9 protein-coding genes and 1 tRNA gene are annotated in these 13,115 nt (G+C 55.9%); 5 read left to right on the top strand and 5 right to left on the bottom strand.

The annotated features are described in order from the left end of the window. Positions 1-579 precede the first annotated feature (579 nt). The 3 genes from C5L39_RS09130 to C5L39_RS09120 all read left to right on the top strand — a co-directional run bounded on the left by C5L39_RS09130 (position 580) and on the right by C5L39_RS09120 (position 4,791). On the top strand, positions 580-1,332 hold the full coding sequence (locus tag C5L39_RS09130) for a hypothetical protein (RefSeq protein WP_126268752.1): 753 nt from the start codon (positions 580-582) through the stop codon (positions 1,330-1,332). Between the two features lie 972 nt (positions 1,333-2,304). Next, positions 2,305-3,138, top strand: coding sequence for a hypothetical protein (locus C5L39_RS09125; protein WP_126268751.1), 834 nt, complete (start codon positions 2,305-2,307; stop codon positions 3,136-3,138). Between the two features lie 552 nt (positions 3,139-3,690). Continuing rightward, positions 3,691-4,791, top strand: coding sequence for a hypothetical protein (locus tag C5L39_RS09120; RefSeq protein WP_126268750.1), 1,101 nt, complete (start codon positions 3,691-3,693; stop codon positions 4,789-4,791). A 459-nt stretch (positions 4,792-5,250) separates the two neighbouring features. On the opposite strand, the gene C5L39_RS09115 is transcribed toward C5L39_RS09120, so the two are convergent. Then, positions 5,251-5,323, bottom strand: a tRNA-Arg gene (locus tag C5L39_RS09115). A gap of 118 nt (positions 5,324-5,441) precedes the next feature. On the opposite strand from C5L39_RS09115, the gene C5L39_RS09110 reads away from it, so the two are divergent. Next, positions 5,442-5,720, top strand: a complete 279-nt coding sequence (locus C5L39_RS09110) for a cg0963 family protein (protein ID WP_245974953.1) — start codon at positions 5,442-5,444, stop codon at positions 5,718-5,720. Between the two features lie 15 nt (positions 5,721-5,735). Here the strand turns inward: C5L39_RS09110 and C5L39_RS09105 are convergent, their stop codons facing one another. The 4 genes from C5L39_RS09105 to C5L39_RS09090 all read right to left on the bottom strand — a co-directional run bounded on the left by C5L39_RS09105 (position 5,736) and on the right by C5L39_RS09090 (position 8,291). After that, entirely contained in the window at positions 5,736-6,008 is a 273-nt protein-coding gene (locus C5L39_RS09105; RefSeq protein ID WP_123048561.1) for a mycoredoxin, read from the bottom strand. Continuing rightward, entirely contained in the window at positions 6,005-6,556 is a 552-nt protein-coding gene (locus tag C5L39_RS09100; RefSeq protein WP_123048560.1) for a dihydrofolate reductase, read from the bottom strand. The genes C5L39_RS09105 and C5L39_RS09100 overlap by 4 nt, the downstream gene beginning before the upstream one ends. Next, entirely contained in the window at positions 6,556-7,365 is an 810-nt protein-coding gene (locus C5L39_RS09095; RefSeq protein ID WP_123048631.1) for a thymidylate synthase, read from the bottom strand. Before C5L39_RS09095 ends, C5L39_RS09100 begins: the two co-directional genes overlap by 1 nt. Before the next feature lie 167 nt (positions 7,366-7,532). Beyond that, a complete protein-coding gene (locus C5L39_RS09090) occupies positions 7,533-8,291 on the bottom strand; it encodes a 3'(2'),5'-bisphosphate nucleotidase CysQ (protein WP_123048630.1) in 759 nt (252 codons plus the stop codon). A gap of 34 nt (positions 8,292-8,325) precedes the next feature. Between C5L39_RS09090 and C5L39_RS09085 the strand changes: the two genes are divergently transcribed. Beyond that, complete coding sequence (locus C5L39_RS09085; protein WP_123048559.1) at positions 8,326-12,987, top strand: ATP-dependent helicase; 4,662 nt, start codon at positions 8,326-8,328, stop codon at positions 12,985-12,987. Positions 12,988-13,115: the final 128 nt, after the last annotated feature.

Below are 13,115 nucleotides of genomic sequence, written 5' to 3'. Positions count from 1 at the left end.
TTGTGCTGACTTCCTAGTTTGGAGTTGAACTGGTTTAGGGCGGTAACTGTCCTTCTCTATGTCCTTTAGGGCTCAGTGACATCCAAGCTGCGAGCATTCCAACCCGATGTCTGACAGTGCGTCCATGCGCCGGGATGGGCGAATTCGGCAGCGACCGCTAAGTGCAGAGATGGAGCACTGTCCCCATGCTGCTTATCGACGACGACGGCGGTGGTCTAGGTGGATCAGATTCCCTCGGCAACCGACTGTCATCATTTTCTTTCCTAACCTTCGTTAGGAGAACAACGCGATGTCTTGATTAGGCTGCACGTTGCGATTTCGAGAGGGAGCAGCCATATTTTCTACTGCCGCTGGGCCGTCACGGCTTGGTAGGCGTGGGCGTTTAGGGGTAGTTAGGTGTGTAATGCCCCACCAGCAGTGTAAATTTCTTAGTCTGAGGCTCTGACCGGAAAGGCAGTTATTAGGCCTTTGATCTGGGAAATTGCGAATATCAACTAGGTCGATACTAGAGTGCGCCTGATAGATTCTGCGATATTGACTTAATGGCGTTTATGTTCTCTATGAGTCATAATGCTCGGTATGCGTAAAATTTCCCGAGTTTCCATCGCTGCCGCTACGGTCGCAGCCCTGTCCCTGGCCCCGATGGCCGCCGCATCCGATGAGAGCTCTTCCCTGGAAGGTCTCAGCTCTGATTCCACCCTGAGCAATCTCATCTCCGGCTCCAGCTTGGGTTCGCTCAGCTCAGGCTCCAGTGCTGAAGGTCTGCCAGAGATCGTTGAACCTGAACCTGATGAGAGTGACCTGCTGGCAGCAGTCCAGGGTGCACTCGATGCTGAAGGTATTGGTTCCCGGGTTACGGAAGAGGCTACCAAGAAGGCAGAAGAAGGAACTTCTGGCGACGCGCTGTCTGCTGATTCTCTCAAGTTCACTGTCTTTGAAGGCGAATTGTATGAGTACGAGATTGATCTAGTTAATCTTTTTGATCTAGGTTTCATTAATGAAGCACTTGGGGTCTATAGCGGCTATTTAGCCTATGATTATGATTGGGACTTCTTGTCCGGTTGGGCTTCTGCTGAAATGTACGGGCTTTTCCGCGAGGTTGAGGCAGATGAGCTTGAGCAGGTAATTGCAGACTACGAATCTGGTTCATTGGGAGGTACGCTCGATGGATTATCTGATGTTCATAAGTCAGAGGGCATTGATTGGGATATCGTCAGTGCTGAGGTAACTTTTGACATTGATATGGCTGATGATTTCGGAGTTGCGGTCTCTGAATCTGAAGATGGAGAGTCCTACTATGTAGCGATCCTCTTCAACGAGAACGACAGGTAATTATTCCTGCTATCTAGTTTTCCCTCGACCTTGTGGTCGAGGGTTTTCTTGTGGGCGAGGTAGGAATGAGCAGCCTTGCTCGCTAGCGTGCGATGATTTTTAGCCCGGATGGGATGAATTGATGGAGAGATGTGCCTACGCTGTGATTCCTGTCGGCGATAAGATGATGGAAGATGGAATAGGTTCCTCATCATGGGTGCCACTGATACATGCTTCGCGGCAGTATTAACTATGAGCTGATGGATAGTTCGCTGGTTTTATCACTAGTTAGGGGGCAGCTAGTGAGGATTTATCGGAGCATCTCAGTAGTGAGAATTGCTTTGGTAGTAAGCACAGGTTCCTAGTGCCGTGTCTTGTTCTCTCCGTAGTGTGGATACTGGCGAGACTGCGTTAGATCGAAAGCCGTGTCCTGTCCCGGACGACGAGCAGACAGTCATGAAGGCGAGCCTCGTGCGCTAGGCATCGGATGCCGGCAAACTAGGTTTCCCGGGGTAGCGACTAGTGAGCTTGTGGCAGCCAGGAGATAGTTCCTTGTTTAAACCCCGCTTACCGACGGCGCTTCCGGTCTCGGCTGGCGCAGACCTCGGCGTAGGTGCCATCTGCTGGTCTGATGGAGACCACTGGTGGGGGATTGGGGTGCAGGCGAGGTGTTCCGAAGCTAGAAGGTGGGCACTTATATATGTGCCAGATGGACTATTTACCATGCACTAGCAGCATAGATGTTTTGGAGTGGCTGCATGTTTGGGGCCAGTACAGGCTGGCTGATTTCTCGAGTCTAAGACTCTAGCTAGTTGCCTGCATATGAGGTGGGTGTGCGCTAGGTACTCTCAGCCTGGGGCTGGAAATCTTAGCTGTTTGTTTTTCAATCTAAGGGATTTCGGCGTTGTGCTGGACATTTGCTAGTACCCCCGTTTGGACAGTCTGGGAAATGTTATGAAGTTTCTATGTTCCATATAAGTCATAATGTTCGGCATGCGTAAATTTACTCAAGTTTCCATCGCTGCTGCGGCAGTCACTGCACTGTCCTTGGCTCCCATGGCTTTCGCGTCCTCTGACAACTCATCCTTGGGTGATTTTAGCTCCCGATTGAGCAGCCTCAGCTCCGGATCGAGTGACGATGGCGCGCCAGAGTCGACCACGTCTGTTGCGCCGAGCACGTCTGTTGCGCCGAGCACATCTGTTGCGCCGACGGAGTCTTCCGAGTCTTCTTCCTCCGAGACCACTTCCGAGTCTTCTTCCTCCGAGACCACTGAGCCTGAACCAGTAATTCCTGAGCGTGAGCGGTTGTTGAATGCTGTCCAAGGTGCGCTTACGGCTGAGGGGATCGGTTCGGATGTCACTGATGCTGCGATAGCGGAGGCTGATAAGGGCGGTTCCGGCGCGGTGGGTTTTGATGATTTGAAGGTTAATGTGCCGATTATTGGAGACGTAGATCTTGCTGATCTTGCAGACCTAAATAAAGGTTTGCTGGGTGATTATTCTGCTTACTTCAACTCTGCCAGTGGCGGAAGCGGTTTGAACCAATGGGTTTCTGCTTCGGTGGATGGTCTTTTCCAGAAGGTTTCAGCAGATGAGCTCGACAGTGTAATTGCGGGCTATGAGGCTGATCCTTCGTCGTTGAGCCCGGTCCTGACGAATCTCGCAGATGCTGAGTGGTCGCGCGAAGAGAGCTGGAAGCCTGGAGGAATTATTACCGTCGCTTCTGTTAAGGCGAGCTTCGATGTTGAGATGGCTGGAGATTTCGAGGTTGCTGTTGAGCCATCTGCTGATGGTGAGTCTTACTATGTAGCGATTCTCTTTAACTAGGATGCTTGTTTCCTAGTATGCCCTCGACCTGGGGGTCGAGGGCTTTCTGCTGCGTTAGGCGATGGATTTTTACTAGTTTTGTCTTTTGGAGATAGATTAATTAGCGGGTGTCCGATTAATTGAGGCTTTGAGATTTCACAAACAGTATCGTGATTTTTACTCGAACGTGCTTGAGATTCAGTGTGTTATCGGGGGGCGGAGGATCCTAGTTCTGCATGATCAAGACGAAGAAGGGCTTCCTGTTGTCGGATATATTCCCAATCCTTCGTGTGTGCCGAGGACTCTCGTCAGCATTAACCATGTGATTACTTGGCAGATACGGCATAAGGGGAAGTATCATGCCGTGCATGTCATTATTGGGTAGTGGCAATCTTCAGTTGTGCCATGGGTCTTTAGTTGGGACGTATCGCAGCCTGGGAGCGTGATTCGGGTTATTGTTGTCTGCCTCTGTTAAATTAACTAGCCCTATGAGAATGAAAGTGTGCCCCTATTCGGGGTGGGCCTGAAAGTCTTATGGTGTTCTTAAATCATTTACAGGCAATAATGATCGTCATGTCTAAATTCTCCCGAGCCTCTATCGCTACAGCTACGGTTGCGGCCCTGTCAATGACCCCTATGGCTGTCTCCTTTGCAGATTCTTCGCTGGGTCGGCTCAGCTCGGGTTCCAGTTTCAATAGCTCCAGCTCTGGTTTGAACAGCCTCAGCTCTGACCCCATTCCGAACGGTCTCAGCTCTGGCCCTAGCTCTCCTGATGGAAACGTAGTTACCGAGGTCGTGACTACGACTACCACGGTGACCGCGGAGCCGGCCGAGACTCCGACGGTGACCGTGACCGAGACTGTTCAGCCGTCTGTGACTCCGACCGTGACTGAAACCAGCACGGTGACTGAGACCGCTGAGCCGTCCGAGACCCCGACGGTGACTGAGACCGCGGATCCGACTACGACCCCGACCGTGACTGAAACCAGCACGGTGACTGAGACCGCTGAGCCGTCCGAGACCCCGACGGTGACTGAGACCGCGGAGCCGACTACCACTCCGACCGTAACCACGACCGTGACTACGACTGAGATTGCGACTACCACCGCGACTAGTACTGTCACCGAGACCACTGAGACCACTGAGCCCGAACCAGTACTTCCTGATCGTGAGCGGTTGTTGAATGCTGTCCAGGGTGCGCTCACAGCTAAGAACATCAATTCGACTGTCACCACGGATGCAGAGACGAAGGCCGCCGATGGCGGTTCCGGTACCGTAGGCTTTGCTGATTTCGTGGTTGATGTGCCGGTTCTGGGAGATACCAATATTGCTCCATACTTGGGCCTTGATTCAAAGCTGCTTGGTGGTTATGATGCGTATCTCAGCTATGAAAGTGGCGGAAGTCTCTGGACTGGCTATTGGGCTAAGGCTTGGGTAGATGGTCTTTTCCAAGAGGTTTCAGCTGATGAGCTCGATAGTGTAATTGCGGGTTATGAGACTGATCCTTCGTCGTTGAGTCCTGTCATTGATGAGCTTGATGGAACCGGAGAGACACTCGATCTTAGTGTTGCTGACTTGAGCTTCGATAGCCCTATGGATAAGGAGAATTTCGAGGTCGCTGTTAAGCCATCTACTGATGGTGAGTCTTACTATGTAGTGATTCTGTTTAACTAGGATACTTGTTGCCTAGTATGCCCTCGACCTGGTGGTCGAGGGTTTTTTGTTGGGCAGATAGCCGGTGGATTAATAACCGCTGCTTCTTCTGGTTAGGTGATTCTTGACGAAGCCGCTCCTAGGTATTGCTTGTTTTTCCAGCTAGTAGCAGCGATGATCCTCGTCTTAAGCAGCTGCGATTGGGCAGGATGCTCAGGGTTTAACGGTTCCCATGAATGTCTTTTAGATTCGGGTGGCTAAGTAACGAGCTTTGACTCTTTATAGATGTCGTTAGAACTCCTGCCCTGGGACAGTCGGCCAGCTAACCCATGTATGGCCAGCCTAGCGCTTCTCTGAGAATGCCCTAAAGAGGGGCGTTTCTGTGCAGTGATGGCTTTGTAGCGGCGCACTGGTCATTGGGTCTCAACCTGAAAACACCACCCACACTGCAGGTATGCGGTGTGGGTGGTGTGTGGATTGTGCCCCAGAGAGGAATCGAACCTCCGACACCCGCTTTAGGAGAGCGGTGCTCTATCCACTGAGCTACTAGGGCCTGACCATTGCTGGTCCGTGGTTAGGATACCGCACGCAGGGGGAGTGTCGAAAACCGGAGGGGTGTCCATCTATCCTGGATGGATACGCATTATTTCCTCCCAGAAAGGACCACCATCGTGGCCCAGAACCAGCCGACTTTCACCGATGTGCAGCGCCGTGAAATCCTCGCCGAAATCGTCACCAAGGACAACCTGCCGGTGCTATCCATTGACAAGCAGGTGCCAGGAGGATCATCGAAGCGCCTAATGCTGCTGAACAAGGTCGATGCCAAGCAACTAGCTGATGTGCTTGATCACTACCTCAAGCAGGTCTACTCCCTAGAACTTGCTGGCTTAAACTCCTCGATGTCGCCGGCAGACATGGTCGCCATCTTCGGCGAGGACGATGAGGACTAATAAACCTGCACTAGATCAGGCAGTGAGTTCCTCGAGCTTGCGGCGTACCGCGGAGGCTTCCGGGTTGGTGGCGTGGGTGCCATCGGAATAGGCCACCGTGGGTACTACCCGGTTGCCATTGTTAACAGATTCCACCCAAGCGGCTGCCTCAGCATCATGATCGACGTTGATCATCGCATAAGGGGTTTCGGTGCGGTCAAGGCGCTTGATCAGATTTCGGCAATAAGGGCACCAGTCGGTTGAGAAAATAGTGACGTGGTTGCTAGCTGAATCTTCGGGGGAGCTCATGCTGCTTCCTTTCTTTGGTAACTGAGGAAACGGTACCGCAACGGAAGATCCTGACGGTGTTCGCCAAGGTCAAGCCGTCCACGGACGGAAAACAACCAGTCTGAGTCGGCGACTAACCCAAAATCTCGCGGGATCTCAGGGGCGAGCACCGCTCTGTCACCCAGCGAGTCACCTAAGTGTGCACCGATGAGGGTTACTTCCAAAAGATCCACCTGGTCGATGGTGGAGGAATAGACTTGGCCGCCACCCATGATCCAGGCTTGATCTATGGATTCGAGGTCTTCTTCTGCGGGAAGCTGGTCGAGCACAGTTGCTCCCTGCGACCATTGGCCGGCTTTTCTGGTGGAAAGAACAAAGTTCTCTCGTCCAGGTAGCGGACGGAAACGCTCGGGGAGGCTGAGCCAGGTACGTCGGCCCATGATCACTGGGTAGCCGGTGGTGATCGCCCGAAAGTGCGCAAGGTCCTCTGGGACATGCCAGGGCATGTCTGTGCCATTGCCAATGATCCCGTCGAGGGACTGCGCCCAGATGGCTCCCAGCTGAGTCATTAGACCGACACCCGGGCTTTGATCAGCGGGTGTGGGTCATAGCCGGTGACCTCGATGTCATCGAAGGTATAGCTGAATATAGAATCAGCCTGGCGCAGCTTGAGCTGTGGGTAGGGCCGTGGCTCGCGGCTGATCTGCTCGGCCACCTGCTCGCGGTGGTTGTCATAGATGTGGCAGTCCCCGCCGGTCCAGATCAGCTCGCCGACTTCTAGACCAGCCTGCTGGGCGAACATGTGGGTGAGTAACGCGTAGGAGGCAATGTTGAATGGGACTCCGAGGAACATGTCTGCTGAGCGCTGGTAGACCTGCATAGATAGAGTGCCATCGACCACGTAGAGCTGAAAGAGCAGATGGCAAGGCAGCAATGCCATCTTGTCTAGCTCCGCGACATTCCATGCCGAGACGACATTGCGGCGGGAATCCGGATTGCTGCGCAGCATCTCTAATGCGCCAGCAATCTGGTCGATGTGGGCGCCATCCGGGGTAGGCCAGGAACGCCATTGCACGCCATAGACGGGGCCAAGCTCGCCGTCATCATTGGCCCACTCATTCCAGATGCGGATGTTGTGGTCTTGCAGCCAGGAGACATTAGAGTCACCGCGCAAAAACCACAGCAGCTCACCGACCACGGCAGGAAGATGAACCTTCTTGGTGGTCAGGAGCGGAAAAGAGTCACTCAGGTCGTAGCGCAGTTGTCTGCCGAATACGCTGAGCGTGCCTGTCCCGGTGCGGTCACCTTTAGCAGAACCCTGCTCGAGGATCTCACGCAATAGGTTCTCATAGGGGGTAGGGATGGCAGAGGAAATCATGCCGACCACCATACCGCCTCTGAGTCGCCACGCCATACCGATCTGGCAACTGCCACCCTAAGCTCGAAGCTATGCCGATGCCTCAGCAATAGCAGCTGTGAGTGCTTCCGCCATACTCCTTACCCTCGGCCACAGCGATAGCTGCAGGGAGAAGGAGCTTATCGATTTTAGAAGTGCCCGTGCTCTTCTTTGAACGCGGCGGCCAGGCTCAAGATCTCATCGGCCAGCTCAGGGCGACAGATCAAGACATCCGGCAGATAGGTGTCGCGGTTGTTATAAGTCAGCTCCGAGCCATCTAGTCGGGAGCAGTGCAGGCCAGCGGCCTTGGCTACGCCTACTGGGGCTGCGGAATCCCATTCATACTGGCCACCGGAGTGGATATAGGCGTCATGGTCGCCGAGGAGGACATGCATGGCCTTTGCACCTGCGGAACCTAGCGCTTCAGTCTCAAACCCGAGCTGCTCAGCAATCTTGACTGCTACCTCCGGCGGGCGGTTATGCGAGATCGCGATCTTCTTGGAATAAGGGCCGGTAACTGCACGGGCCTCTGCGGAGTGGAAGACCACGCTCAGATCGGGCAGCCCGACTGCTGCGTGAGTGGGGACCCCGTCTTCTACCAGTGCGATATGGACTGCCCAGTCCTGACGTCCGGTGGCAAATTCCTTCGTGCCATCGAGTGGATCAATGATCCACACTCGGCTTTTAGTTAATCGGTCTGGGTTATCGGCAGCCTCTTCAGAGAGGAAACCATCATCAGGGCGATGCTGAGCGAGGACTCGGGCGATCCAATTCTGGGCTAGATCATCGCCGGCATCACCGAGATTGCGTCGACGCAGTACGCCGACGTTTCTCACACCCTTGAGGATTTCTCCTGTGCCCTGTGCGAGCAGATAGGTCAGGCGGGCATCGTCAAGCTGAGCTGTCATACAACCGATATTACCGCGCAGGATAGAGTTAGGCATGGCCAACCACATCCTTGAGCGCTTCCGACCTCAGGTAGCCACGTGGTTTAGAGAAGTCTTTGCTGAGCCCACAGCAGTTCAAGAACAATCCTGGCAGGCGATCGCCAGGGGAGATAACGCGCTGGTGGTGGCCCCTACTGGTTCGGGTAAAACTCTGGCTGCCTTCTTATGGGCAGTCAATACGCTAGTAGAGCGCGAAGGCCAGACCGCATTGCCGGTGGTAGAGACAAAAACCTCCCACGGTGGGGTGAAAGTCCTTTATATATCGCCGCTTAAGGCACTGGGCGTCGATGTCGAGAACAATCTTCGTGCCCCGCTCACCGGAATCAGCCGGGTAGCGGAGCGGCTGGGGCTTGATGGACCGGAGATCTCCGTGGGGGTGCGCTCCGGGGATACTCCTCAAGCAGAACGCAACCGACAGCTGCGCCGGCCGCCGGATATCCTCATCACCACCCCTGAATCTGCTTATCTCATGCTGACTTCGAAGGCCGCCGGGATTCTGGAATCCGTGGACACCGTCATCATTGATGAGATCCACGCATTGGCTGGTACCAAACGCGGCGTGCACCTAGCAGTGACCCTGGAACGCCTGGCCAAGATCAGCGGAGATTTCCAACGCATTGGGCTCTCCGCTACGGTGCGCCCGCTCAAGGCCGTGGCCAATTTCCTTGGAGGCGACCGGCCAGTGGAGATCATCGCCCCGCCTTCGCAGAAACAATGGGATCTCCAGGTCCACGTCGGGGTCGAGGATATGTCTGACCTGCCGGTCCCAGAAGTCGGCTCCACGATCGGGGAGGCGACGATCGATGATCCGCTCAATCTCTCTGGCAGCCAGCCAGCCGAATCTGCGCTGCCCACCCAGAAATCGATTTGGCCCTATATCGAGCAGGACGTCTACGAACAGGTGATGGAGCACCGCTCCACCTTGGTCTTTGTTAACTCCAGACGTACTGCCGAACGGCTCACCAGCCGGCTCAACGAGATTTACGCGAGCATCCATGATCCAGACTCGCTCTCCCCAGAGCTTCGGCGCCCACCTGCCCAAGTCATGTTGCCTCAGGACACTGCAGGTAAAGCCCCCGCGGTGATCGCGCGAGCCCATCATGGCTCCGTATCCAAAGATGAGCGAGCCACTACCGAACGGATGCTTAAAGAAGGCGCGCTCAAAGCAGTAGTCTCTACCAGCTCATTGGAGTTGGGAATCGACATGGGTGCTGTCGATCTGGTTATTCAGGTTGAATCTCCGCCGAGTGTGGCCTCCGGGCTGCAACGAGTCGGTAGAGCGGGGCACTCCGTTGGTGCCGTGTCCAAGGGTTCTTTCTATCCCAAGCACCGCTCGGATCTGGTGCAATCTGCGGTGACCGTCACTCGGATGCGCGCCGGTTTGATTGAAGAAATTAAGGTCCCCACTAATGCGCTAGATATCCTCGCCCAGCACACCATCGCGGCAGTCGCAGTGGCTGATTGGCAGGTTGAGGAGTGGTACCGCTGTATTCGTCGTGCATGGTCCTACCGGGAGTTATCTCGGGACCTATTCGATTCCGTCATCGATCTAGTCAGCGGGGTCTATCCCTCTACTGATTTCGCGGAGCTTCGGCCGCGAGTCGTCTTTGATCGGGTTAGTGGTGTCCTATCTTCGCGGCCTGGTGCCCAGCGAGTGGCGGTGACCTCCGGCGGCACGATCCCAGATCGCGGCATGTTCGGGGTATTTTTGCGCGGCGGCGATAGTGCACCGCGCCGAGTCGGTGAGCTAGATGAAGAAATGGTCTACGAATCCCGAGTCGGAGACGTGTTTACCCTGGGAGCTAGCAGTTGGCGGATCGAGGAGATCACCCGCGATCAGGTGCTGGTGCTTCCGGCCCCAGGCCACACTGGACGCTTGCCGTTTTGGAAAGGCGATTCCGCCGGTCGCCCCTATGAACTAGGCATAGCGTTAGGTCAGTTCCGGCGGGAAATCCATGCGGAGAACTCTCTGGTTGCGGACTTAGATCTCAATGACAATGCGCGCACTAATCTCGTTAGCTTTCTCGCCGAACAACATGAGGCCACCGGGATTATCCCGGATGACAAGACCCTGGTTTTAGAGAGATTCAAGGATGAACTAGGCGATTGGCGGCTCATCCTGCACACCCCCTTTGGCAAGGGCGTCAATGCCGCCTGGGCGCTGGCAGTGGGCACTAAGGTGGCCGAAGAAACGGGCATGGATGCCCAAGCAGTCGCTGGCGATGATGGCATCGTGCTGCGCTTGCCGGAAGGTCAGACCGAACCAGATAGCGCCCTCTTCCTTTTCGATCCGGAAGATATCAGCGAGATCGTCACCGAGCAGGTGGGCAATTCTGCCCTGTTTGCCTCCCGGTTTCGCGAATGTGCGGCACGCGCCCTACTGCTTCCGCGGCGGCATCCCGGTAAGCGAGCACCGTTGTGGCAGCAGCGCCAACGCGCCGAACAGCTACTCGACGTCGCGCGTAAGTATCCCAGTTTCCCTATCATCTTGGAGACCGTGCGGGAGTGCCTCCAAGATGTTTATGATCTTCCGGCACTGACCCAGGTGTGCCGGGATCTAAACACTCGGCGCATCCGCATCGCGGAGGTCACCACCGATCAACCCAGCCCCTTTGCCTCCTCGCTGCTTTTTAATTACACCGGCTCCTTTGTCTATGAGGGCGATAGCCCACTGGCGGAAAAACGCGCTGCCGCACTGGCCCTTGATCCGGGCCTATTGGCCAAACTCTTAGGCACTCTGGAACTACGCGATCTCTTGGCGCCAGAAATCCTCGAAGAAGTACACGAGCAGCTTCAACACCAAGGCCAGCGTCGGGCGCGCACCGTCGAGGAATTGGCAGATCTGCTCCGCCTTTTGGGACCGATCCCAGTGGAAGAACTAGCCGAGCACTGCCAATTCGATGATCCACTCAGTAGTGCCCGTGAGCTGTTAACCGGCCGAGTCATGGAGATTCGCATCGGTGGGCGCGCACATCTGGCTCAAGTGTTGGATGCGCCGCTGCTTCGCGACGCCCTCGGAATCCCCGTCCCGCCAGGCGTCCCGGCCCAGGTAGCAGAGATTATCGACGCCCTCGAGCAGCTGGTTTCCAGATGGGTGCGCACCCGTGGTCCTTTCGTTCTCACAGACCTGGCGGAGGCTTTTGGCTTGGGTATCAGCGCTGCGCATAATTCACTGCAACCGTTGTTAGCGGATAAACGCCTGGTGGATGGCCGCTTCCGGCAAGAAGTACAAGAAGTAGCAGAGCAGGAGTACTGCTCAACTGAGGTGCTCACGATCTTGCGCCGACGTTCGCTGGCGATGGTTCGGGCGGCCACCGCACCAGTGTCTCAGTCTGCGTATGCTCGGTTTTTGCTGCAGTGGCAGCAGGTTGCGCCCGTGGGCACCCGACCCGCGTTGCGCGGGGCCGATGGGGTTTTTAGCGTCATCGAGCAACTCGCCGGTGTTCGTCTTCCTGCCAGCGCTTGGGAATCTTTGGTCCTGCCCCGCAGAGTCGCTGATTACCAGCCACTCTTGCTCGACGAGCTGACCTCTTCCGGAGAGGTACTCATCCATGGTGCCGGTAGCGCTGCCTCCCGGGATCCGTGGGTGATGCTGCTACCCGCGGATTATGCCGCGGATCTCATCACCCAGCCAGAAACTACCGGGCTGAGCTTTCTCCAGGAACAGATCCTGGAGATCCTGCAACGCGGTGGTGGCTTTCTCTTTGCCGATCTGCAACGAGAACTCACTGATTTAGTCACCGCGGAACAGCTTCGCGAGGGGATCTGGGGATTAGTTGATGCCGGGCTGGTCAGCCCAGATAGCTTTGCTCCGCTGCGAGCACGGCTAGCTACTAGCGGCGGCACGACGGCGCACCGGGCTAAACGTCGGCCCAACCGCTCGCGGCTGCGCATGGGGCGTGCCCGCAGCACTGGGCAGGCCACCCCGCATGACATGGGCGGGCGCTGGGCATTGGCTATGCCCGCTAGTGCTGATGCCACCACGCGTTCACTCATCCAGGGGGAGACCTGGTTGGATCGTTATGGCGTGCTTACCCGCGGAAGTGTGGTGGCCGAGGACGTCCTCGGCGGGTTCGCCTTGGCCTATAAAGTGCTCAGCGGTTTCGAAGAATCCGGAAAATCAATGCGTGGCTATCTCATTGAAGGACTGGGGGCTGCGCAGTTTTCTACTCCGGCGGTAATCGATCGACTCCGTGGGTTAGGCGATAGCCCCGATGTGGGTGGGTGGCCCTCAGGAACACAACACCCAGAAGTCTATGTCCTGGCTGCGGCGGATCCGGCCAACCCCTTTGGTGCCGCATTGCCCTGGCCAGAAAGTGGGCCAAGCCGGGCGGCGGGAGCGATGGTCGTCATCGCCGATGGGCTGCTCTTGGCTCATCTGACTCGTGGTGGTCGAAGCTTGAGTGTATTTGATATTCCACATCTTGATTTGGTGATCAGTGCGGTGGCCGCAGCTCTAGATCAGCCTTTGACTGTGGAAAAACTCAACGGAGAGCCCGTGTTTTCCTCCCCGCTGCTGGCACAGCTGCGGGAGGCGGGGGCGTCGATAAGCCCGAAAGGAGCGCGCATTGGAGCTCACTCGGGCCCACCGCGCACGCCAACTCGGGGCAGAAGTATCCACCAGGCAATCGGAGAGTTGAGCTTCGACGATGATTAAGTGGGCCAAGTGATCATTGCGATCGTGGAGGTCTATCGCCCACTGAAGTTGGCCAGACTACGTTGGTGTCATTTCTAGCTGCTGCTGATAATGATCGCAGGGGAGCGAAAGAGTGCTCCCCGACGCCG

This window comes from Corynebacterium alimapuense (assembly GCF_003716585.1).
GTDB classification, from domain to species: domain Bacteria; phylum Actinomycetota; class Actinomycetes; order Mycobacteriales; family Mycobacteriaceae; genus Corynebacterium; species Corynebacterium alimapuense.
The sequence above is the reverse complement of the archived record's forward strand: the minus strand, read 5'-3'. Positions and strand labels throughout refer to the sequence as shown.